Source organism: Variovorax sp. CAN15 (assembly GCF_030462475.1).
GTDB lineage: Bacteria > Pseudomonadota > Gammaproteobacteria > Burkholderiales > Burkholderiaceae_C > Variovorax.
Window position 1 is genome coordinate 23,885 of the sequence record NZ_JASMRZ010000039.1, and the last position, 22,463, is coordinate 46,347.

Genomic DNA, 22,463 nt, shown 5'->3' on the forward strand with positions numbered 1-22,463 from the left:
GAACAGCCGAAAGGCTGGGCTCCGAATCTAGGAATCCGGTGTGCGGTTTTCTTCAACAGCCTTTTTGTTCAGGAGAAAGACATGCAACTCGCATCCCGTTTCGCTTCCCGCTCCCCTTCGCTGCGCAGTGACTACCCGCTGTCCGATGACCAGATTCATCGCGTGGCCCCGTCCATCTTCGCGGATGCCCCGCACGAAAGCCGTTCGCAGCGGTACGCCTATATCCCCACCGCCGCCGTGCTGACCGAGCTTCGCAAGGAGGGATTTCAACCCTTCATGGTGACGCAGACCCGCGTGCGCGATGAAGGCAAGCGCGAGCACACGAAACACATGCTGCGCCTGCGCCACGCCAGCCAGATCAACGGCGCAGAGGCCAACGAAATCGTGCTGCTGAACTCGCATGACGGCACCAGCAGCTATCAGATGCTGGCCGGAATGTTCCGCTTCGTTTGCAGCAATGGTCTTGTGTGCGGCGACACCGTGGCGGACGTGCGCGTACCCCATAAGGGCGACGTAGCCGGTTCCGTCATCGAAGGCGCTTTCGAGGTGTTGAGCGGCTTCGAGCGGGTGAAGGATTCCCGCGATGCCATGCGCGCTATCACGCTGGATGAAGGCGAAGCCGAAGTGTTCGCCCGTTCCGCGCTGGCCCTCAAGTACGACCCCACCGACAAGAAGCCCGCGCCCATCACCGAATCGCAAATCTTGATGCCGCGCCGGTTCGACGACCGCCGCCCCGACCTGTGGAGCGTGTTCAACCGCACGCAGGAAAACCTGACCAAAGGCGGATTGCATGGCCGCAGCGCCAACGGACGCCGCCAGCAGACCCGCCCGGTGCAGGGCATTGATTCCGATGTGCGCCTCAATCGCGCCCTCTGGATGCTGGCCGATGGCCTGCGCCAGTTGAAAGCCTGAACCGTTTCCCCGCCGGAGGGGCGGTTCCCCTCCATTCCCTTGTTTCACTCGATTGGAGATTCACCATGAACGCCGTTACCCAAACCGAAGCCCGCGCCGTCAATACCGCCGCCGCTATCCCGTTGGAAGCCGCCGACCCGACCAAGAACCTGATTCTGGTTCCACTGTCGCGGCTGGTGCTGCGCCCCACGGGCCGCAACGTGCGCAAGACCCCGCGCATGTCCATCCCCGAACTTGCCGCAAGCATCCAGCGTGTCGGCCTGCTGCAAAACCTGATCGTGATTGCATCCGCCGATGGCGAGCATTACGAAGTCGTGGCCGGTGGCCGTCGCCTCGCAGCCCTCAAGCTGCTGGCGAAAAAGCACCGAATCAGCAAGGAATGGGAAGTGCCTTGCCTGCTGGTGGCCGATGGCACCGCCCGCACCGCCAGCCTCACCGAGAACGTGCAGCGCGAAGCCATGCACCCGGCAGACCAGTTTGAAGCCTTCGCGGCGCTGGTGGCCGAAGGCCGCCCCATCGAGGACATTGCGGCGGATTTCTCCGTTACGCCGCTGGTGGTGCAGCGCCGCTTGAAGCTGGCGAACGTGTCGCCCCGCCTCATGGCCGACTATCGCGCCGATGCCGTGAGCCTTGACCAGTTGATGGCCCTTGCCATCACCGATGACCACGCCGCGCAGGAAAGCGCGTTCTACGATGCGCCAACCTGGCAGCGTCACCCGTCCAACCTGCGCGAACGCCTCACCGAAAGGGAAATCGACGCCTACCGGCATCCGCTGGTGCGCTTCGTCGGGCTGGACAGCTACGAGGCCGCAGGCGGTGGCATCCGCCGTGACCTGTTCGCCGAAGATGACGCGGGCGTGTATCTGACCGATGCCGCGCTGCTGGAAGGGCTGGCGTTCAATAAGCTGACGGGCATTGCTGCCGAGGTGAAGGCCGAAGGCTGGGCATGGGTGGATGCCACGCCAGGCGTGACCCATGCCGACCTGCACGCCTTCCAGCGTGCGCCGAAGGAGCGGCGCGAACCGAACAAGCGTGAAGCCGCACGCATCGAGAAGCTGCAAACCAAGATGCACGAACTGGCCGAAGCCGTGGATGCTGCGCTGGACGCTGACGATGAGGAAAAGGCCGACGCCTTGCAGGAGGAAGGCGAAACCCTGGGCGAGCAGTTGCAGGTGCTGGAAGATGGCTTGCAGGACTACGGCGCGACCGTGAAGGCCGCAGCCGGTGCCATCGTCACCATCGACCGCAACGGCGAAGCCGTGATTCATCGCGGCTTGATGCGCGAGGCCGAGGCCAAGGCGCTGCGCACGCTGGAAAGGCTGCGCCAAGGTTTCGGCAGCGAAGGCGAAGCCGCGAACGACGACGAAGGCGAGGACGACGAGCCACCCAAGACCGCCGCCATGTCCGACCGGCTGGCGCAACGCTTGAGCGCCCACCGCACCGCCGCGCTACAAATCGAAGTCGCCCGGCATCCGCAAGCCGCGCTGGCCGCCGTGGTGCATGGCATGGTGCAGACCGTCTTGCAGGAACGCCGCTACGGCCGCAGCCGTGATTCTCTGCCGCTGGGCGTGGGCCTCAAAGTGCAAGACCGGCTGGAAGGCATGGCCCCGGACTGGCCGGAAACTCCCGCCGCCGTGGCGCTGTGCGAATTGCAACAGGTGGCGGGCGAAGCCTTGCCGGAGGACAGCGCCGAACTGTTTGCCGCGCTGCTGGCGAAGCCGCAAGATGAACTGGTGCGGCTGCTGGCCGTGTGCGTGGCTTCCACGGTGGACGTGGTGACGCCCCGTGCCACACCGCACCAGCCCGGCGAGGAACTGGCGCAGGCCGTGGGCCTCGACATGGCTGCATGGTGGAAGCCGACCGCAGAAGGCTACTTCAAGCACGTTTCCAAGGCCGTGATTCTGGAAGCCGTGGGCCAGTACGCGCCCGAGCACGTCACGCGACTGGCGAAGTTGAAGAAGGCCGACATTGCCAGCGAAGCCGAGCGGTTGGCCGATGGCACGGGCTGGATGCCTGCCATCTTCAAGACCGAAGGCCCGGAAGCTGCGCCGCAGGAAACGCAGGCGCAGGATGCCCCGGAGGATGCCGAGGCAATGGCGGATGAACCCGCCGAGGCGCTGGCCGCTTGACCCGCGCCGAAGGCAAGCGCCCCGGCCTCGACCGGGGCGCTTCGCTGCAAGGAGAAGCCCCCATGACCCGCATCACCAGCAGCCGCCCGCGCATGGCGGCGATCTACGCGCCCAGCACGGTACGCGCTCGCCGCTGGCACGACGATGGCGACGTGCGCGGCTACCGCCCGCCCTCGGGCTGGTCGGCCCGCGCCGACCTCACCGACATTCACCCCATCACGGGCCGCGCCTTGCCGCGTGCCGTGTGGTGGCTCATCGAGACGAAGGAATAACCGCGTTCAGCACCGCGCCCAGGCCGTTCCGTCCTGGGCGCGGTGGACGCAAAATCCGGGCGCGGCAGTGGCCGCGCCCGGTGTTCAAGGCCAGCAGCCGAGTCAGAACGCCGCCGCCTTCGCGGTGGCTCAGGCGGTGGCGTTGAAGGCATCGCTGTAGCGCGCGATGCCTTCGGGCACTGGCCCATGCAGGGCCAGCGCCATGAAGTAGCCGGGCGGCACGCCCGGCAGTTGCAGGCCCGCATGGGCCTGAAAACCAAAACGCGCGTAATACGCGGGATCGCCTAGCAGCACGCAGCCTGCGGCCTGCATGGCCCGCAGTTCAGACAGCGCCTGCTCCATCAGGCGCGAGCCGATGCCGTGCCCCTGCCTTTGCGGCAGGACGGAGATCGGCCCCAACCCGTACCAGTCCTCAGCCTGGCGGCCGTGGCCGTCGGTGATGGTCACGGGCGACAGGGCCACATGGCCGATGATCTGGCCGTGTTCTTCGGCCACGATGGAAAGCGTCAGTTCGTTGGCAGTGCGCAGTGCGCGCACGATGAATTGCTCGGTGTGGCTGGTGTGCGGCGCATCGGCGAAAGCGGCCGTCGTGACGGCTTCGATGGCAGCAATGTCGTCCGGGGTTTCGTGTCGGAGCTGGAGAGTCATGGGCTTGTCTTGGGTTACTTCCTGAAAATATAGAACGGCCTGGGCGTGTCGGCGCGAGGCGCCGCCGGGCTTTCGGGCTGCGCCCCGTGCTTCGTGCCGAATCACGGCCATTCGGCTTCAATCCCTCACGCCTTCGCGCCTGTGGCGCTGCGCGCTTCGCTTGCGAGGAAGGCTGCGCCCCGCCGCAATGGGCGGAGCTTGTGGGGCTACGCCCCGGCTTGCTGCGGCAGGTTGTGCAAAAGCGTGCCGTCCTCGACGCTGGCGATTCGTTGCCTGTACGTCACGAAGGACGGTTCACCGACACACCGCTCGGCCTCGCCCGATGGAGCTTCCTCACCACGCCTCAAGCATGTGCCGCGAGCTGCGGCTGGGGCGCTCTGGCCTTGTCGTCGGGGCATTGACCTGGCCCGCGTCAGGGCGCAAGCCGGTGAAGCCGTCACGCGGGGATGCCGAGTCGGCCCTGTCTCCATTCGGGAGCGGGCGGCCTGTGCGTCCTTGTCTTGTTGTGAATCCTGGCGGTGGCGCGGCTGCGCCTTGGGCTTCATGGCCGCAACCTTCCAGCGAAAACAATTTCCCCTGCGCTGCGCGCATTCCTCGCGGGACAAATTCTTTTCGCCTCCAGGTTCTCCACGGTGTTGCGACCGCTGCGCGGTGCGGCCAGCCCATCCCCCGCCGGACGGATCACAACAAGGACGCACTGGCGCGACCTTGTTCAACCCGAAAGGAGAAATCATCATGGCCAACATCGGCACCTTCACCGCAGACAAAGACGGCTTCAACGGCCAGCTCCGCACCCTGACGCTCAACGTCAAGGTCAAGCTGGTTCCCAACGACAAGGGCAACAACGAGAGCGCCCCCGACTTCCGCCTGCAAGCGGCTGGCCACGACATCGGCGCGGCGTGGAAGAAAACCAGCGAGGCCGGACGCCCCTACGTGTCCGTGACCCTGGACGATCCTTCATTCCCGGCAACGGTCTATGCCCGCCTGATCGAGAACGAGGACGGCACGCACGACCTGATCTGGTCGCGCAACAAGCCCAAGGCGGCCTGACGGCCGCCCACAGCGCCCCGCCCATTGCGGCGGGGCGCTGTGCTGCTCATCGCAGCACCGCACGCACGGGGTTCGGCAACGGGTGCCTCTTGGCATGTTCACCAGGGCCGGTATTCATCGGTGGATGGCCCGCAGCCCGTGGCGTAGCAAGCCCAGGATGGCGTGTCGGCGCTGCAAGCGCCGCCGGGCTTTCGGGCTGCGCCCCGTGCCGGCAAGCCGTCACGGCCATTCGGCTCCAATCCCTCACGCCTTCGCGCCTGCGGCGCTACGCGCTGGCGCTTGCACTCCAGGGGAAAGCCCTGTGGGCTATCCCCGCCGCGCGATGCTTGGCGCCCCTCGATGCCGCCGAACCGGCTGCGCCGGATCGGCCCGGCCAGCGCCTACGGCTGGGCCGCTGCCGCGAGCTGGCTTTCAGCCTCGCTCATCAGCACCGCCGTGCTGCATTCGAGCGCGCCGGCAATCTTGAAGATCAGCGATAGCGTGGGCTGGTGTTCGCCACGCTCCACCTTGCCCATGTGCGAACGCTCGACGCCGGCCAGGTGCGCCAGCGTCTCCTGGGCGATGCCGCGTTCCGTGCGCAGCGCACGCACCGCCGCGCCGAAGGCTTGAGCCAGCTCGGCGTCGAAGGTGGTGGCGCCGGCCGGTCGGCCGGGCTGGACGGATCGCTTCTGCATGGACAGAAGCGTCGATTCGCAGCACAATTAAAACCACGTTATCTTTAACTCATTCATCAAAAGCTCACTGTTCTGCGCTTCTACAGAAATCCGCATTTGCGGGTTTCAACAAAGGCGCGAAATCACGGAACCGCCATCGTGTTTATGCCCAAATCCGCAGGTACGGCTTTGCGCTTTTGCGCTTCGGCGGATTCGTGCGGCCGGAGGGTGGCGCCATGACGGCACTCATCACCGAGGACGACCGCGCGCGCCTGCTGGCCCACGGCAAGGCCCGCGCCGCTGGCGAGGCCATCGACCCGGTGCCCGTGGTGCGGTTGTTCACGCCGGACGCGCATGTGACCTGGCTGCTGGCCGCGCTCGATCCTGCGGACGGCGATACGGCCTACGGCCTGATCGACCTCGGGCTGGGGATGCCAGAGCTGGGGACGGTGAAGCTGTCCGACCTGGCCGGCATCGTCGGGCCGCGCCAGCAGCCCGTGCTACGCGACCTCTATTTCCGCCCCACGCGCACGCTGTCGGAATACACCCGGCTGGCCGAGCGCGACGGAGCGATCCCGGACTGAATACGGCCTACTGTGACTTTTTCAGTCTGGCGTCATGCCGGGCAGGTCTCAATCGGGATTCTTGCGGCATACCCCGGCCAGTCTGATCGAAACAGTCATGATGCCTGGCTTGGGTTGCGGCAGGCTGGCCGATACGGCGTCCCACGGTCGGGGCGCTGCCACCGCCGCATTGAGACGGAAACCGCAACGCATCGGAGCCAATCGGTCTTGACAACCCCAGTCACCATTTTTACCCATGACGTTCTGACGATGGCGATGTAGCGCGTAGCCCAGCCGTGGCGGCGATTCCTGTTCCCAGGAGGTTGCGTCATGGCCGACCGCGCCGCCGAGCCTTGGTATCCGACTGCCGCGTATCTGTACGTGCTGCATCTGGACAGCCTTGCGCTCGCCTGGGAGTACCTGCGCAGGCACCCCGACTACCGGCTCGACTGGCTGCGCCATCGTCGTCGGTCGCAGGCGGCACAGGAAGCGGCGCAACGCTGGGGCTTGCGCCTGCTGGAAGACCCGGCCCTGGATGCGCGCGACGCGCATCCGGCCTGGCTGCCCGGCCACGCTGCGATGGTGCAGCTCTACCCGGATGAAGATCCGCCACCCGATGCCTCGATCTTCGCGTTCTGGCGCATCCCTGGCCATAAGCAACTGCTCCATGACGGCAAACGGCTGGCGCTGATCGCGCGCAGCCCAGGCCATTGCCTGCGCTTTGCGCTGGCCCCCGGCCTGGAAGACGGCATGGCTGTCGCCTATGCCCATCGCGGCGGCACTGCCGCGCCTGTGCGCGGTCATGTGCCCGGCGTGACCTTCGCCGCCACGCCCAGGCCAACACCTTCCGCGCTGCTGGAACTGCACACCTTGCAGGCGCTCGACGCGACCCTGGCGGGCGCGTCCTCGCGTGAGGTCGGCGAAGGCTTGTTCGGTGCCGACGCCGTGGCCGACTGGTACGCCGACGGCGGCTTGCGCTCCAAGGTGCGCCGCTTGGTGCGGCGTGGCGATGCGCTGATGCGCGGCGGCTATCGCCGCCTAGCACAGCTTGCGCCGCTTGAGAAGGGTCGTTTTGAAGGCGACGCAAAACGACCCTGAGCAAGTGGGCCGCGTTTTCTGAGACTGCCTCCATCCGGTTGCGCTGTGTGGCCGGAGCTTTGAAAGCTATGGAGGTTCACACCATGCGTCCTGCTCCCTTGCGGCCTGCCGCCGCTGTCTCGACCGCTGCCGCGCAGCCCCAACGCTATCTCACCAACGACGAAGCCGCCGAGTACCTGCGCCTGTCGCCGCGCACGCTGGAAAAGCAGCGCGTGATCGGCGGCGGCCCGCGCTTTCGCAAGTTCGGCCGGCGGGTCATGTACGCCGTGGCCGACCTCGATGCCTGGGCCGCCGACCGCAGTTTCGAGACGACTTCCGATCCCGAGTACGCCGAGCACCACTCGGCCGACAGCCGTGCGCGCTGATCGGCGGCGCGTGGATGGCCTTCGCCATGTCCACACCCTTGCAGGAGCGCGAACAGCTCGACCTGTTTCGCGCGCTGCCGGGCGACATGGCGCCACGCGACAGCCAGGACTTGATGGCCTTTCCGTTCTTCTCGCTGGCGAAGTCCAAACGGGTCAAGCCCATCGACTTCCGGGCGGGCAACGTGACGATCCGCGTGGAAGGCACGCAGGAGCACGGCATCGCCACGATCTGGGATGCCGACATCCTGATCTGGGCCGCCAGCCAGATCGTGGAGGCGCGCGACGCGGGCCTGCGGCCTTCGCGCTTGATGCAGGTACGCCCCTACGAGGTGCTGCGCTTCATTGGGCGCGGTACGTCGCTGCGCGACTACCAGCGCCTCAAGGCTGCGCTGGATCGGCTGCAATCGACCACGGTGGCCACGTCCATCCGCGAGACGACCGGGCGGCGATTGCATCGGTTTTCCTGGATCAACGAGTGGAAGGAACTGGCCGATGCCAGCGGCACGCCGCTGGGCCTCGAACTGATCCTGCCGGACTGGTTCTTTGCCGGCGTGCTCGACGCCGCCCTGGTGCTGACCATCGACCCGGCGTATTTCCGGCTCACGGGCGGCATCGAGCGGTGGCTGTACCGCCTGGTGCGCAAGCACGGCGGGCGGCAGCCGGGCGGCTGGCAATTCGACTTCCAGCACCTGTACCGCAAATCGGGCAGCGTGGCGCGCTACTACGACTTCGCCGCCGACCTGCGGGCGCTGGTGGCGCGGCAAGCCTTGCCGGGCTACCTGTTGGGCATCGAGCACGCGTCCGGGATTTCCTCGCCGCTGCTGACCTTCCGGCCCGTGCCGCAAACGGCACGGGGATAACTTCGGGAGAGTCTGTGGATGGACTCGTGCTATCAGGCAACAGAGGTGTCGTGCTATCAGGCAACGAATCCTCGTGCTATCAGGCAACAAAATCGGCCGCAAACCCGCGCCAGCACTGGGTTTCGCGTCCCTCTAACTTCCCTAACTTAAATTCTCTAACTTTTAGTAGAAGCGCCGCGCCACGGTGGATAACCACCACACGGCATGAAAGGCAGCAGCAAAAGCCCGGCTTTCCAGCATGGAGGGCCAAGCCATGATCGTTGCTCTGCTCAATCAGAAAGGCGGCGTGGGCAAGACCACGCTCGCCACGCACATCGCCGGCGAGCTGGCGATGCGCGGGCAGCATGTCATGCTGCTGGACGCCGACCCGCAGGGTTCATCGCTAGACTGGACACAGCGCAGAAGCCAGCAAGGCTTGCCAAGGCTGTTCAGCGCCGTGGGCCTCGCACGCGAAACGCTGCACCAAGAGGCGCCAGAACTCGCCAGGCGGGCCGATCACGTCATCATCGACGGCCCGCCCAGGATCGCTGCCTTGGCGCGTTCCGCGCTGCTGGCGGCCGAGCGCGTGCTGATTCCCGTGCAGCCCAGCCCCTATGACCTGTGGGCCAGCGCGGAGATGGTGGCGCTGATCCGTGAGGCGCAGGTGTTTCGGCCAGCGCTGCGCGCGGCCTTCGTCATCAATCGGCGCGTCAGCACCACCGTGATCGGGCGCGAAGCGCGCCAGGCTCTGGCCGACCAACCGCTTCCTGCGCTGCGCGCGGAAGTGCATCAGCGCATCGTGTTCGCCGACAGCGTCGCCGCTGGCCGGCTTGCACGCGAGACGGCGCCGGACAGCACCGCCGCACGCGAAATCACTGCGCTGGTCGATGAACTATTGCGGTGGACGACATGACAACGACGCCGCCACCGAACAGCAAACGCACGGCCAAGCGCGTCGGCATCGGCGCGCGTCCGCCCGCGAATCCGCACGCCGAGGCGTGGATTCGCCAGGGCGATGCCGATGCGCTGGGCAAGGGCGACCTCTACACGGCTCGCCTGACCCTCGACATCACGCCCGCGATGCGGGCGCGCATCAAGGTGTCGGCCTTCACGCAGGGCGTGACCGTGGCCGACCTGCTGCGCGGCCTGCTGGAGCGGGAGTTTCCAGAGCACCGCAGGGAGAACACCCCATGACTGCATCCGTTTCGTCTGCCGCCGCGCCTGTTGCGTGCGCGGCCACGGCTGCGCACGCAGCACCTTCCGGCCAGCCTGCCAGCACGCCGCTGACGCGCGTGGCGCTGGCCTACATCGAACCGCGCTTCAAGCTCTACCTGCGCTTCGGCGAACCTGCGCGCACGCTCCAGCTCGACCGCTGGCGGCGCTGCGCGGTGTTCCTGCCGGGCGCCATGTTCAGCCGCATCCGCTGGCAGGCCAACGACTACGGCACGATCCGCTGGCAGCTCATGGTGATGCAGGCTTGCACGCCGCTGGATGCGGCGCAGCGCATCCCCGGCGTGCAGCCGGGCGCGCGCCTGCTGCTGCACGCCGAGGGGGAGAACCAGGTGCGCGCCGTGCTGGAGCGCATCGACGCCATCGAGGCGCTAGGCATCGCGCCATCCGCCGCTTCGCCCGTGTACTGGCGCACGCTCGCCAACCGGCTCGCTGCGCGTCTGCCGCTGCCCGAATACACCGCCGAGCGGCACGCCGCCTGGCTGACCGGGAGGGCACTGCCATGACCGCCGTTTCGACTGCCGGCGCCGCGTCGCGTCCTCGCTCGCCCCGCGCACGTTTGCGCGCTCGCMTCGTRCTGGCGGGCCTGTCCGYCTGCGGCCTCGCTGCGCTGGCCTGGGCGTCCTTCGTGCAKCCRCTGCCGCGCCTGAYCTACAACCCGTCCGACAGCGTGGCGGTCGGCTGGTATCGCGTCAATCCGCAGCGCCACGGCACCGGCTCGCTGCCGCGTCGGCTGGAAGTGGGCAGCATCGTCCTGACCACGCTGCCGCCAGACGCCGCCGCGCTGGCCGCGCAGCGCGGCTACCTGCCGGCGCGCGTGCCGCTGCTCAAGCGCGTGGGCGCCATCGCGCCGCAGGAGGTGTGCATCACTGGCCGCATCGTCCGCATCGACGGCGTGCCTTCGGCCGCTGTGCTGCCTGCCGACCGCTGGGGCCGGCCGCTGCCATCCTGGCAGCAGTGCCGTCGCCTCGAACCCGGTGAACTGTTCCTGCTCAGTGTGACCAACCCGGCGTCGTTCGACAGCCGGTATTTCGGGCCGGTCAGTGTGGGCGCCGTGATTGGCGTCGCGCATCCGGTCTGGCTGGAGTCCCGCCCATGATGGCCGCCGACTTGCTGCACGTTGCCGTGCATCTTGTCGTGCCATCGGGCGTGTCGTGCTGCTGGCCGTCGCCGTGTCGTCGCGCGTGCAGTGCGAGCGCATCCGCGCCGCACTTCGCGCTGCCTTCGGCGCAGCCGTCCAACGTGCAGGTGTCTTGCCTCGAACGCGCCCGGCCTGTGGCCGTCGCTGCGTTCGCCGGCGTGCTGGCTGCTCGTGCAGCAGCGCCGCCGGGCCGCCGCTGCCCGGAGCGCCAGCGAGGGGCAAAGGCGGAAGGCAAGATTGAAGGGCGCGGCACCACGGTGCGCGCAAAGCCAGTCTGCACATGGGTTTGGGGCAGCACGCGCCACAGGGTGGCTTCGTGCCGCCAACAGCGCAAATGCCATGCAGGCATTGGGAACACCGTGTGCCGCATCCGCTCGGGCGCGATGGGCTTGGCTGGAGGCGCATCATGAGCCAGCGCGGAAACTCGGATGGTGATGACCGTTTCCGCGTGCGGCCAGGCAAGCCGAAGCAGCGCGGCGACACCTTCATTGCGCAGGTGCTGCGTCAGACCAGCAAGGCGGCTGGCGTTACAGGCGGCAAGCGCGGAATGGGTGGCAAGGTGAGGGGCAAAACCACCGGCAAGGCGCCTGGTTCTCGTCTGGGGCGCGGGCATACGGCGGCGAGCTTCACGGGCCAGTCCTTGACTGCCTATTCACGCCGGGCCACGGTCAAGGTTCGGCTGGTGTATTTGCAGCAGGCCAGCGGCAAATCGACGGTGCAGCACCTGCGTTACATCGGGCGCGAAGGCGTGGATCGCCAGGGCGAACAGGGACGGGCCTATGGGACCATCACCGACGAGGCGGACACGGCAGCTTTCGAGGAACGCGGGCGGGGCGACCGTCACCAGTTCCGCTTCATCGTCTCGCCCGAGCATGCCGACCAACTCGAAGACCTGCGCACCTATACCCGCCACCTGATGCAGCGCATGGAGGCTGATCTGGGCACCCGGCTGGACTGGGTGGCGGTGGATCACTGGAACACCGACAACCCGCACACCCACGTCGTGCTGCGCGGCAAGGACGATACGGGCAAAGACCTCATCATCTCGCAGGAGTACATCACCCGCGGGATGCGCGAGCGGGCGATGGAGCTGGCCACCGAATGGCTCGGGCCACGCACCGAGCTGGAGATCCAGCGCACTCTGGCCCGCGAGGTGGAGCAGGAGCGCTGGACTTCTCTGGATCGAACCTTGCAGCGTGAAGCGGTAGAGGGATTGGTGAAAATCGAACGCTTCAATGATCCCAAGCTGCAGCGCCAGCGCCTGCTGCTGGTCGGGCGACTGCAACGGCTTCAGCGCATGGGCTTGGCGACGGAAACCCAGCCTGGCACCTGTGCCGTCCACGCCGAAGCTGAGTCCACCCTGCGGGCGATGGGCGAGCGCGGCGACATCATCCGCACCATGCAACGTGCGATGGGCGGCAGGCAGCGCGACCTGGCCGTGTTCCAGCCGGCCGAAGATGGGCACTCCATCATCGGCCGCGTAGCGGGCAAGGGGCTGGCCGACGAACTGTACGACCGGGGCTATCTCGTGGTCGATGGCATCGACGGCAAGGCGCACTACGTCGCGCTGTCGCCCAGGACGAAACTGGAGCAGTATCCGATGGGCGCGGTGGTCGAGGTGAAAGGCTCTGCCGAGATACGGGCGGCGGACAAGACCATCGCCGCGATGGCAAGCAATGGCCTGTACCGCACCGACCATCACCTTGCCATCGCGCAAGGGCAGACTGTCCCTGGCCGCGATCCGCAAGAAGTCGTGGCAGCCCATGTCCGGCGCCTGGAAGCCCTGCGCCGGGCTGGCATCGTGGAGCGCGTGGCCGAGGGGCTATGGAAGGTGCCGGACGACCTGCCCGAGCGTGGCCGCCAGTACGACGCGCAGCGCCTGGGCGGCGTGGCCGTGGAGCTAAAATCGCACCTGCCCATTGAGCGTCAAGCTCGCGTCATCGGCGCCACCTGGCTCGACCAGCAGTTGATCGGCGGCGGCTCCGGCTTGGGTGATTTGGGTTTTGGTAGCGAGGCCAAGCAGGCAATGCAGCAGCGTGCCAACTTCCTGACGGAACAGGGGCTGGCCGAGCGGCGCGGGCAGCGCGTGATCTTGGCGCGCAACCTGCTGGGCACGCTGCGCGACCGGGAACTGACGCTCGCCGCGAAGGACATTGCCGCCGAAACCGGCTTGGGGTATCGCCCCGTGGCTGACGGCCAGCGCGTGGCCGGCATCTACCGGCGCAGCGTGATGCTTGCCAGCGGACGCTACGCACTGCTCGATGAGGGTATGGGGTTCAGCTTGGTGCCTTGGAAGCCGGTGCTTGAACAGCGGCTGGGGCAGCAACTCGTCGCCACAATGCGAGGCGGGAGCGTGTCATGGAAGATCGGGCGACGGCGCTACCTGTCCATCCAATGATGAATGGAGCAAATCAGAGATTCAACACGCCCCCTCATTCGGGCCAGCAATCACTGGGATTTTACCGTGTGTTGGCTTTGATACCGAGGTGATGGACTGCACAACTCTCTCCGTCTGTTTGTGACAGAGGGCTGACTTCAAAGCTTTGCTACTACCGTACGCAAGTGAGGCACGTTTCGGCAATTCCGGTGTGTTTTCTTCTAGTATTCTTCTACCAACAATGCACGTATCTGTTGCAGCGCAGCAGGATCGTCCATGGTGGTGAGGTCACCCGGATCGCGCCCCTCGCACACGGCCTGGATGGCGCGGCGCAACAGTTTGCCGCTGCGGGTCTTGGGTAGCACTGTCACGAAGCGCACCCGTGCCGGGCGCGCCACGGCACCCAACTGCTCGTCCACCCGCTTCATGATCTCGCCCTCCAGCTTGAGTTTCGAGGCATCGTCGTAGAGCGAAGAACTGTCCTTGGCCACCACGAAAGCCATCGCCACCTGCCCCTTGAGCTGGTCGGCAACCCCTACCACCGCCACCTCGGCCACATTGGCGTGGCTGGAAATGCTTTCCTCGATCTCCCGCGTGCCCAGGCGGTGGCCCGCCACGTTGATCACATCGTCGGTGCGGCCCAGGATGTAGAAGTAGCCATCCTGGTCGCGAATGCCCCAGTCGAAGGTGCTGTAGACCAGCTTGCCGGGAATGCTCTTCCAGTAGGTGTTGACGAAGCGCGCGTCGTCCTTCCAGACCGTCTGCATGAAACCCGGTGGCGTGGGCCCTTCGATGACGACCACCCCTTTCTCATCGGCACCGGTGAGTTCTTCGCCGGTGGATTCGTGCAGCAGCTTGACGCTGTAGCCATACATCGGCACACCCGGGCTGCCGAACTTGCTGGCTTTCTTCTCGACACCGTTGGCGATGGTGAGAATGGGCCAGCCGCTCTCCGTCTGCCAGTAGTTGTCGATGATGGGCACCCCCAGGCTGTCGCTGATCCAGCGCGCGGTGGGTTCGTCCAGCGGCTCACCGCCCAGGAACAGGGCCTTGAGGCTGGAGAGGTCGTACTGCTTGAGGTAGGCCGGGTCCTGCTTCTTGAGCACGCGCACGGCGGTGGGCGCACTGAACATCACCGTCACCTTGTACTTCTCCACCAGGCGCCACCAGATGCCGCCATCGGGCCGGATCGGCAGGCCTTCGTACAGGATGGTCGCCATGCCCGCGATCAGCGGGCCGTAGACGATGTAGCTGTGCCCCACCACCCAGCCGATGTCGCTGGTGGAGAAGTAGGTCTCGCCGGGTTCGCCCATGAAAATGTGCTTCATGCTGGCGGCCAGGGCCACGAGATACCCGCCCGTGTCGCGCTGCACGCCCTTGGGCTTGCCCGTGGTGCCGCTGGTGTAGATGGTGTAGCTGATGGCGGTGGACTCCATCCACTCACAGGGCACCTGTGCGTCCAGGTGCTGCTCGCGCAGGGCCGCGTAGTCGTGGTCCCGCCCGGGCACAAGGCTCATCGGCGCCAGGCCACGGTTCACCATCACCACCGACGCTGGCTTGTGGGTGGACAGCCGCAGCGCTTCGTCCAGCAGCGGCTTGTACTCAACCACCTTGCCGCCGCGCGATCCGGCATCGGCGCTGACGATGGCCACAGGGGCGGCGTCATCGATGCGGTTGGCCAGCGAATGGCTGGCGAACCCCCCGAACACCACCGAGTGGATGGCGCCAATGCGCGCACAGGCCAGCATCGCGAAGGTGGCCTCGGGAATCATGGGCATGTAGATGAGCACGCGATCGCCCTTCTTCACGCCCTGCCCCAGCAGCACCGCCGCCATGCGCTGGACCTCGGCATGCAGCTCCCGGAAGCTGTAGGTGCGCTCGGTGTCCGTTTCGGTGGACACGTAGATCAGCGCGTTCTGGTCTGCGCGGTCTTTCAGGTGCCGGTCCACCGCGTTGTGGCACAGGTTGGTCAGCCCGCCCTCGAACCAGTGCGCGAACGGTGGGTTGTCGTGGTTGCACACCCGGTCGAAGGGCTTGTGCCAGTCCACCAACCCGGCCTGTTCGGTCCAGAAGGCATCACGGTCGTCGATGGAGAGATTGCGAAAATCATTGAATCTCATCAGGATGTACTAGGTTAAGTTAAGTATGACGTCACTGGCCGCCAAAGCTGTACCAACGAACTTGTTCTAAATCAAACAGAACGACCACACATCTGCGTCTGCCTTGAGAGCGAACATTTTCTTAATCCGATCTGAAGTAGAAGTAATCAGAGCACCCCTCTGCCGCTCAATTGGCGTCGACAGGATCATCCCTGCTTACCTCAGGAAAAATCCAGATCGAAAACACCATAAACCCGCCCAAGAAAAATGCAGCCCAACCAGCCGTTCGAAGATCAATCGAAAACTCATACAAACCTATCACCCCGAAGAGCATCAAAATCAGTATGGAAATAATTACTTTGAATTTAGTTGGCATTTAATCACTCCGGATATTTGGCAGTCATGTTAGAAGCTTGCCGATTTCACAACGCCATCATTTGAATTGGGTGTACGAACTGTTTTTCGAAGATCTTGCTTCAAATAACGCGTGCTGTAGCCGTTAAAGATATGACCCCAAAATCCTCTTTTGAGATCGGAGGTTCCAAACAACCAATCAAAAATAGGGGTTCCGATACCCATATTAACTTCCATCATCAATGGATGATCGTGATGCGCCGTATGATGCCGGCGCGCAGTATTAATAATCGGCGTATTTCGAATAAGCCAGTTGTCGTTCACATGGCATGAGAAATGAACGAGTTCATAGAACATGTAGCTACCCGTCAGCGCGGCCATCAACAGCCAGCCGAAATTAGGGGAGAGAATCCAGCCAGCGACGAGCGATGGCACGAGAGACAGCAAGGTAAGCACGATCATTGTGAAAGGGGGAAAGAACGTTACACGCCAATCTCTATGATCCGCGAAACGCATTTCTTCGCGCGTAAAGAACTGATGATGCATCAATGTGTGTCGCACATAGAGCGCCCGGAAAATGACGTTCTTGCGAGGCCGATGCATTACATGCGCATGCAGCAAGTATTCGGTGAGTTGATAAGCCATGAAACCCAATGGCAAGGCCAGCCATTCCCACAGTTGGACGTTGCGAAGATTGGCAGCATAGATGTAGAGCGCCGTGAAACCGCTGATGGCAATGATCGCCAAGTGCAGCCAACCGTGGTACCAACCCGCCACACGATGTCGATACTCTTTGCGATATCGACGCTGGCGTTCCTTCATCATAGTAGATTGAAGCTCCATGAAAACCTCCAATTAAATTCACCCCAACAGGGGCATGCCTGCCAACAACACTCGATTTCAGCCGCAGTCAATACCTTGACTTGCTTCGTAGCCAGTTTTCAATATCTGCGGAAGCAATGCTCCACTCATTATCAAAATTTGCAACCATGACCTTCATGAAAGATTCGCAAGAATCAGCGGAAAGATTCAAGTCACCGGTGTGATCCAAAAGAAGAGCGAAAGCCAACTGCCGCGGCTCGGCACCTTCGTACCCCCATTCGAACCCCATTTCCGCATAGCGACGCAGGTCGGTCCGGTCAGGCAACAATTGGCCATCGGCGAGCACTTTAATTCCATCGATAGTTCGATCGCCCGTATATGTCTTCATATCTCGCCCCTGGTCAAGTTTGAGGTTCCGCATCCACGGCACCCGCGATAATTTTCATAACCTCCACGTCCCCGAGAGCTCCGCTCAACGAGCCCGTGTAAATAATTTCACCGCGCTCAATCACCACTAGTTTATCTATGTAATCTGGAACATGATGCAAATTGGATTCAGCCATCACAATGGCTTTCCCAGATTGGCGAATCGCGGCGACTCCCTCCGCTACAAGTGGAATGATGGCGGGTGAGAGACCTTCAAAAGGTTCGTCGAGTAAAAGGAGTTCTGCGTCGAGAGCCAATGCGCGGGCGATAGATACCATCTTGCGCTCGCCACCCGAAAGCTCTGCCCCCCCGCGTTTACGGTATCGTTCCAGCTTGGGGAAAATACGATATGCTTCCGAAATGCGCTCCGCAGCAGGTCTGCCACAGGTACGAGTCCACGTCGGAAGTTCAATGTTTTCCTCGACCGTGAGGTCGGCATACACTTCCGATTCTTCAGGGGAAAAGCCAATGCCCAGTTGCGCAATCTGCCATGTGCTCAAGCGCGCAAGATCTTTATCTTCCCACGAGATGCGCCCGGAAACGGGCCGAAGATAGCCCATCAACGACCGAAAAGTGGTGGTCTTTCCCGCTCCATTTCTGCCGAGAAGACATACCAGTTCACCGGCGCGAACCTCAAGACTGATACCTCGAAGAATTCGACTTCCCTGGATGTCCACGGTCAGTTCGGACACGTTCAGCATGGCTGGTGTTCCCCCTCGTTTTTTTTCTGACTACTGTGGACAGGGCCGATCACTGCTTCAAGCATCAAGGAGTCCTTAAAGAAAACATCCGGAGACATATCTCCAATCACACGCCCTTCCTGAAGCGCGATCACCCGATGCGAGTAACGTGCGACCAGTGTCATGTCATGCTCGACTTGAATGATGGCGCTCACCCCTTCCGAGCGTGCCGCCTTCACTAACAGTTCCATAATCCCGTATTTGTCTCCACTTGAGACGCCCGAAGTAGGTTCATCTAAAAGGATGGCCTTAGGACGAAGTGCAAATGCGCTGGCGATATCAAGGAGTTTTTTCTCTCCTTGTGAGAGAGAACCAGCTCGTTCAAAAAGCTTGTGATGCAAGCCAAGTGTTCCAGCAATATGCTGAACTTCGTCCTCGATCTGAGGATCTTTGGTCAATGTTCGTAATGGATTCGAAGCTCTACGCAACCTTGAACTTACAGCAACTGCGATCGTCTCCCAAACGCTCACCTCTGGAAAAATATTGACCAGCTGGAATGAACGGGCCATGCCCATCGCAGCCAACTTAACCGGACCTACTCCAGCAATACTATTTCCCATGAAATGCACCGTCCCTTGGGAGGGGGCCGCCAACCCCGTCAACACATTGACGAGTGTGGTCTTCCCTGCTCCATTCGGGCCGACTATTGACACGAATTCACCGCCTCCGATCTCCAAAGACACATTCTTTAGAGCTTGGTACGATCCATAAGATTTGGATACATTGCATGCGCTCAACATGGCACTCATTGGGCATCTCCCCTTACACGACGTTGCAAGTGATTGGAAATCGTGCCGATCAATCCTTCTGGAAGCACAAGCACGAGAAACACCAACGTAGCACCCAACATAAATCTCCAGTAGGCCGTACTCGATACCAGTACTTCATGCAGCAGAACAAAAATGAGCGCCCCTACCCCAGGCCCCACAAAGGTTCCAGCCCCCCCAAGAATCATCATGAAAATAAGATTGCCTGACTGAGGCCAATACGCAAGCTCCGGATCAGCAAGTCCAGTGGAAACCCCCAACATCGCGCCAGCGATTGCACCGAAAACGCCAGACACTACAAAGGCAAACAGTCGGAGGCGATAGACACGTACGCCAAGGTACCGAGCCTTGCTCTCATTGTCTCTAATAGCGCGCAGCTGGAGGCCAAGAGGCGAACTGACGATGCGCCAGGTGAGCAATCCGAGCAGCACATAAACTATCAAACAGTAGTAATAGAACGGACCACTGAGAAACTGAGTCGCAGTCATATCCCAATCCTGCCCCAGTAACATCGGCCGCAGGACACGCATACCTTGATCACCTCCTGTCAAGTTGTAGAACTTGAACAGGAAAGAGTGAAGAAGCATGCCAAACGCAAGTGTGAGCATGCCAAAGAAGATATGTGTGAAACGGACACAGAGAGCACCAATCGCCAATGCGAATAGTCCTCCCAAACTCGCTGCTGCGATCAAGATCAACTCAAAGTGGAGAACGCCCGCCTGGGTCGCTGCGGCCGCCACGTATGCCCCTACAGCCAAGAACATTGCATGGCCAAAGGACAGCAACCCCGTGTAGCCAAACAGAAGATTCATGCCGAGAAGAGCGATTCCAAATGCCAAGGCAGGCATAAGCATCACGGTGCTGTACGGCGTTAGCATCAAAGGTGCAATTGCAAGTCCAGCTAGCAACACAACAAATGGAATAACGCCGTTAAGCAACCGCGGCTTCGGCCGAGGCCGAATTCTCGGAGAAATTACGTCAAATACTGCGCTCAAGATGCGCTCCTTCCAAACAATCCAACAGGGCGAATCAAGAGGACAACAACGACAACTAGATAGATGGAGAGAATCTCCACTTCAGGAGCTAACGAAACTGCGAACGCCCGCATGAGCCCGACAATGATGGCGCCAACAGCAGCCCCAGCCATGCTGCCCAAGCCCCCGATCACAACAACTGCAAAGGCCTCCACCACGAGTTCAGCGGCCATGGTCATAGAGGCAGCCGAAGTGGGAATAACCAATGCCCCACCCACAGTTCCTAGAATGCAGCCCAGCGTAAAAACCATTGTGAATACTTTGGATGAATTAACACCCAATGCTTCAGTCATGTTCCGATTTTCAGCCGTAGCCCGTACGATCCGTCCAATACGGGTTCGCTTGAGTGACAATCCTAAAATCATTGCGATTAGGATGCTCGCTCCAATGACAAGAAAGTTATATACAGGGATCTGCAATCCACTTATGTCGATCGTTCCATATATTCCATATAGAGAGCTGTCCATTGATCTCGGTGCAGCACCCCAGAAAAAACGAAAAACATCCTGGAACATCAGCAAAAGACCAAAGGTCAGCAAAAGTTGATAGCTAGGGTCTCGCCTATATACGGGACGTAACAACAACTCTAACGGAGCTCCGACTGTTCCAACGAGTACACCAGACAACACAAGTGCTGGAACAAGAAAAATCATCGGCATTTGCCATTGGTGCAAGAGGCCGACAGCCGTAATAGCAAAAAACGCTCCCAGCGCATAGAACGAACCACAGGCAAGATTGACGACCTTTTGAACGCCAAAGATGAGTTGCAGACCGCAGGCGACAAGAAACAAAATCGCGGCTTGGAAGAGACCGGCTAAAAAGAGGTTGGCATACTGCATTGAAGCATCCATTTCATGCGTGTACGGAATTTTTAACTTAGCGGAGTACGCTTAAAGCACACTCCGCTAACGAATAATTACACGCGGAAATCTGCAGTCTTGATCCATTTCCAGTAGTCTGCGCCTGCAGGCTTCTGCAATTGATCAGAAAACGCGGCGGTAATATCGGACAGCCCCGGGTACTCATGCTGAGTACTGTTCTTACTGAAGCCTTGGTAGAACATCTGTTCGGCAATCTTGTCGGCCCGATAACGCCCTCGGCCACCTAGACTTTCGATGTCGTTTCCGGCAATGGCATCAGCGATCTCATCAGTTTTTGGCCAGCGGCCGGCAGCCTTCGCCGCCTTCTCGACACCGGCTTTGTAAGCCATCAGATTGAAGTAGGCGCGGTCAGCCGATGAGGTCGGAATGGCCTTGTAGCGGTCCCTGTATTCCGCAACAAACGACTTCTGCAATTCGGATGCTCCGGGCAAGTCAAAGTAGAAGGTGTTCTGCCCCAGCAATGCACCCTCGGGAACGAAACTGGACCGCAGGTCATTGATTTGACCACCCGCCACGGTCGACACGATCTTTGCGTTGGCCAGCAGACCTGCCGCGGAGGCCTGCCGAAGAAAGATAGGAAGATCGGAGAGGAAGAGCGAATTGAAAATCAGATCAGGCTTGGCGGCGTTCAATGCCGCCACGTTCGTCGTGAGATCGGTGGCACCAACCCGGATCCATTGCTCAGAAACAACCTTGGCCTCGATGTCATAGCGAGACAACAACGTCTTGAACGTTTCCCAGCAGTTTCGCCCATACGAATAGTCGGAATTCACTCCTGCAATAGTTGCGAACTTACCTTTGAAGCGTTTGATGGCCATGAGCGAACTCATCACTGCTTCACACTCGTTGTCAGTCGACCGGAACACAAAACGAGTTTTTGGCATCGACTCTTGCACTCCGTTTTGTGTCGTTCCATCCCAGCACTGGAGCAGAACACGCTCATCCTCTGCGACGGGGGCGACTGCCAGAGTAACGCCGGTAGAAATCAGTCCATGAATGGCGTCCACCTTCTCCTGCAGTGCCAGATGGCGAAACCGCTCAACTGTGTCCTTGGGAGTGGTCTCCTCCTGAATGACGAGCTCCACTTTCCTACCTGCAATCCCCCCCGACCGGTTGATTCGGTCCACCCCCCACCGAACGGCTCGAATGCTGTCCTCCCCCAAGAAGGCAGCCACCCCTGATCGCGGCGCCAACAGGCCAAGACGCAGAGGTCGGTCCTGCGCAAACAGAGGCCCACCCACAGATATCGCCGCCGCACCCAGGGTTGCTTGGGTAAAAGTCCGCCGACTTAACTTCATTTTGTCTCCTTTGCATGACACAGATAGATGAGGACCAATCCATGTCATGCAGTTTCGCAGTCATATGCCAACTTGCATGACACAAGTATATTACATGAGCGGCAAAAGTATCTCATAGAGGGTTTTCCCTTGAAATGAGGTACTAAGAGGATGTGCGGCCGAGAGGTGGCCCCATCGGTCTGAACACGAGTCGGGCGACGACAAGTGGAACGCTGCCGGGGTTGACCGCAGTGCAGAGATGTCCACGGTGGCGGGCGGGCGTCGCTTGCGCGAACGCACGACCGACGCGGTGGGCATCTCGTGTGACCGCCCATGCTGATGGCGATGCCCTCGCCCTTGAGCCGCTCGGTGAACACCATGCTGGTGAACTGCGAACCCTGGTCGGTATCGAAGATCTCCGGCTTGACGTGACGCGCGATCGCATGGTCGAGCACGCGCACGCAGAAGTCCGCTTCCATCGACATCGACACGTCCCTGGCCGGGACCTTGCGGCTATGTCAGTCAATGATCGCGGCCAGGTACACGAAGCCGCGTGCCATCGGGATGCAGGTCAGGTCCATCGCCCAGACCTGGTTCGCACGCTCGATCGCCAGGCCGCGCAACAGGTACGGGTAGATCACACATGCTGCGGCTCGTGTTGGGCTTGCTGTACAGCGCCTTGATGCCCATGCGCCGCATGAGGGGCGCCACGTGCTTGCGCCCGACCTCGAAGCCTCGTGCCTTGAGCATGTGGCGCGGCATGCGGCTGCCGGCGAACGGTTGACC

Annotated in this window: 24 protein-coding genes and 1 pseudogene; 13 read left to right on the forward strand and 12 right to left on the reverse strand. The window is 62.1% G+C overall.

Annotated features, from left to right (window positions below):
• Window positions 1–81: 81 nt before the first annotated feature.
• From QMO14_RS21210 to QMO14_RS21220, 3 genes are all read left to right on the forward strand, one after another.
• Window positions 82–912 (forward strand): DUF932 domain-containing protein, encoded by an 831-nt coding sequence (locus QMO14_RS21210; RefSeq protein WP_056581620.1) that lies wholly within the window; start codon window positions 82–84, stop codon window positions 910–912.
• Window positions 913–977: 65 nt separating this feature from the next.
• Entirely contained in the window at window positions 978–3,041 is a 2,064-nt protein-coding gene (locus tag QMO14_RS21215) for a ParB/RepB/Spo0J family partition protein (RefSeq protein WP_056581626.1), read from the forward strand.
• A 62-nt stretch (window positions 3,042–3,103) separates the two neighbouring features.
• Window positions 3,104–3,313, forward strand: coding sequence for a hypothetical protein (locus QMO14_RS21220; protein WP_056581629.1), 210 nt, complete (start codon window positions 3,104–3,106; stop codon window positions 3,311–3,313).
• Between the two features lie 129 nt (window positions 3,314–3,442).
• On the opposite strand, the gene QMO14_RS21225 is transcribed toward QMO14_RS21220, so the two are convergent.
• Window positions 3,443–3,961: a GNAT family N-acetyltransferase gene (locus QMO14_RS21225; protein WP_056581635.1), complete on the reverse strand. Its 519-nt coding sequence runs from the start codon at window positions 3,959–3,961 to the stop codon at window positions 3,443–3,445.
• Window positions 3,962–4,696: 735 nt separating this feature from the next.
• Here QMO14_RS21225 and QMO14_RS21230 point away from each other — a divergent pair.
• Entirely contained in the window at window positions 4,697–5,011 is a 315-nt protein-coding gene (locus tag QMO14_RS21230) for a DUF736 domain-containing protein (protein WP_013517162.1), read from the forward strand.
• Between the two features lie 380 nt (window positions 5,012–5,391).
• On the opposite strand, the gene QMO14_RS21235 is transcribed toward QMO14_RS21230, so the two are convergent.
• A complete protein-coding gene (locus tag QMO14_RS21235) occupies window positions 5,392–5,685 on the reverse strand; it encodes a helix-turn-helix domain-containing protein (protein WP_056582604.1) in 294 nt (97 codons plus the stop codon).
• A gap of 215 nt (window positions 5,686–5,900) precedes the next feature.
• On the opposite strand from QMO14_RS21235, the gene QMO14_RS21240 reads away from it, so the two are divergent.
• The 9 genes from QMO14_RS21240 to QMO14_RS21280 all read left to right on the forward strand — a co-directional run bounded on the left by QMO14_RS21240 (window position 5,901) and on the right by QMO14_RS21280 (window position 13,298).
• Window positions 5,901–6,248 carry a DUF2958 domain-containing protein gene (locus tag QMO14_RS21240; RefSeq protein ID WP_056581638.1) on the forward strand — a complete coding sequence of 116 codons (348 nt, stop codon included), beginning with the start codon at window positions 5,901–5,903 and terminating at the stop codon, window positions 6,246–6,248.
• A 309-nt stretch (window positions 6,249–6,557) separates the two neighbouring features.
• Window positions 6,558–7,325: a DUF2285 domain-containing protein gene (locus QMO14_RS21245; RefSeq protein WP_056581641.1), complete on the forward strand. Its 768-nt coding sequence runs from the start codon at window positions 6,558–6,560 to the stop codon at window positions 7,323–7,325.
• 83 nt (window positions 7,326–7,408) lie between these two features.
• A complete protein-coding gene (locus QMO14_RS21250; protein ID WP_013721771.1) occupies window positions 7,409–7,690 on the forward strand; it encodes an AlpA family transcriptional regulator in 282 nt (93 codons plus the stop codon).
• Between the two features lie 26 nt (window positions 7,691–7,716).
• On the forward strand, window positions 7,717–8,550 hold the full coding sequence (locus QMO14_RS21255; RefSeq protein WP_056582606.1) for a replication initiator protein A: 834 nt from the start codon (window positions 7,717–7,719) through the stop codon (window positions 8,548–8,550).
• 253 nt (window positions 8,551–8,803) lie between these two features.
• Window positions 8,804–9,442, forward strand: coding sequence for a ParA family partition ATPase (parA, locus tag QMO14_RS21260; protein ID WP_056582609.1), 639 nt, complete (start codon window positions 8,804–8,806; stop codon window positions 9,440–9,442).
• Window positions 9,439–9,723 carry a hypothetical protein gene (locus QMO14_RS21265; RefSeq protein ID WP_056582611.1) on the forward strand — a complete coding sequence of 95 codons (285 nt, stop codon included), beginning with the start codon at window positions 9,439–9,441 and terminating at the stop codon, window positions 9,721–9,723. The genes parA and QMO14_RS21265 overlap by 4 nt, the downstream gene beginning before the upstream one ends.
• Window positions 9,720–10,265 (forward strand): DUF2840 domain-containing protein, encoded by a 546-nt coding sequence (locus QMO14_RS21270; RefSeq protein WP_056581644.1) that lies wholly within the window; start codon window positions 9,720–9,722, stop codon window positions 10,263–10,265. The genes QMO14_RS21265 and QMO14_RS21270 overlap by 4 nt, the downstream gene beginning before the upstream one ends.
• On the forward strand, window positions 10,262–10,858 hold the full coding sequence (locus tag QMO14_RS21275; protein WP_301509566.1) for a S26 family signal peptidase: 597 nt from the start codon (window positions 10,262–10,264) through the stop codon (window positions 10,856–10,858). Before QMO14_RS21270 ends, QMO14_RS21275 begins: the two co-directional genes overlap by 4 nt.
• A 448-nt stretch (window positions 10,859–11,306) precedes the next feature.
• Window positions 11,307–13,298 (forward strand): relaxase/mobilization nuclease and DUF3363 domain-containing protein, encoded by a 1,992-nt coding sequence (locus QMO14_RS21280; RefSeq protein ID WP_056581648.1) that lies wholly within the window; start codon window positions 11,307–11,309, stop codon window positions 13,296–13,298.
• A gap of 200 nt (window positions 13,299–13,498) precedes the next feature.
• Here the strand turns inward: QMO14_RS21280 and QMO14_RS21285 are convergent, their stop codons facing one another.
• The 10 genes and pseudogenes from QMO14_RS21285 to QMO14_RS21330 all read right to left on the reverse strand — a co-directional run.
• Entirely contained in the window at window positions 13,499–15,397 is a 1,899-nt protein-coding gene (locus QMO14_RS21285) for a propionate--CoA ligase (protein WP_056581650.1), read from the reverse strand.
• Between the two features lie 166 nt (window positions 15,398–15,563).
• A complete protein-coding gene (locus tag QMO14_RS21290) occupies window positions 15,564–15,752 on the reverse strand; it encodes a hypothetical protein (RefSeq protein ID WP_081266257.1) in 189 nt (62 codons plus the stop codon).
• Window positions 15,753–15,781: 29 nt separating this feature from the next.
• Entirely contained in the window at window positions 15,782–16,573 is a 792-nt protein-coding gene (locus QMO14_RS21295; protein ID WP_081266375.1) for a sterol desaturase family protein, read from the reverse strand.
• 67 nt (window positions 16,574–16,640) lie between these two features.
• Window positions 16,641–16,940: a DUF6166 domain-containing protein gene (locus QMO14_RS21300; protein ID WP_082548887.1), complete on the reverse strand. Its 300-nt coding sequence runs from the start codon at window positions 16,938–16,940 to the stop codon at window positions 16,641–16,643.
• Window positions 16,941–16,953: 13 nt separating this feature from the next.
• Window positions 16,954–17,679, reverse strand: a complete 726-nt coding sequence (locus tag QMO14_RS21305; protein WP_081266255.1) for an ABC transporter ATP-binding protein — start codon at window positions 17,677–17,679, stop codon at window positions 16,954–16,956.
• Window positions 17,673–18,467 carry an ABC transporter ATP-binding protein gene (locus tag QMO14_RS21310; protein WP_066123746.1) on the reverse strand — a complete coding sequence of 265 codons (795 nt, stop codon included), beginning with the start codon at window positions 18,465–18,467 and terminating at the stop codon, window positions 17,673–17,675. Before QMO14_RS21310 ends, QMO14_RS21305 begins: the two co-directional genes overlap by 7 nt.
• Entirely contained in the window at window positions 18,464–19,480 is a 1,017-nt protein-coding gene (locus tag QMO14_RS21315; RefSeq protein ID WP_056581651.1) for a branched-chain amino acid ABC transporter permease, read from the reverse strand. Before QMO14_RS21315 ends, QMO14_RS21310 begins: the two co-directional genes overlap by 4 nt.
• Complete coding sequence (locus tag QMO14_RS21320; RefSeq protein WP_056581653.1) at window positions 19,477–20,358, reverse strand: branched-chain amino acid ABC transporter permease; 882 nt, start codon at window positions 20,356–20,358, stop codon at window positions 19,477–19,479. The genes QMO14_RS21315 and QMO14_RS21320 overlap by 4 nt, the downstream gene beginning before the upstream one ends.
• A gap of 77 nt (window positions 20,359–20,435) precedes the next feature.
• Window positions 20,436–21,746 carry an ABC transporter substrate-binding protein gene (locus tag QMO14_RS21325; protein WP_367618163.1) on the reverse strand — a complete coding sequence of 437 codons (1,311 nt, stop codon included), beginning with the start codon at window positions 21,744–21,746 and terminating at the stop codon, window positions 20,436–20,438.
• A 257-nt stretch (window positions 21,747–22,003) separates the two neighbouring features.
• Window positions 22,004–22,463, reverse strand: a pseudogene (locus tag QMO14_RS21330) (transposase); the annotation flags it as partial.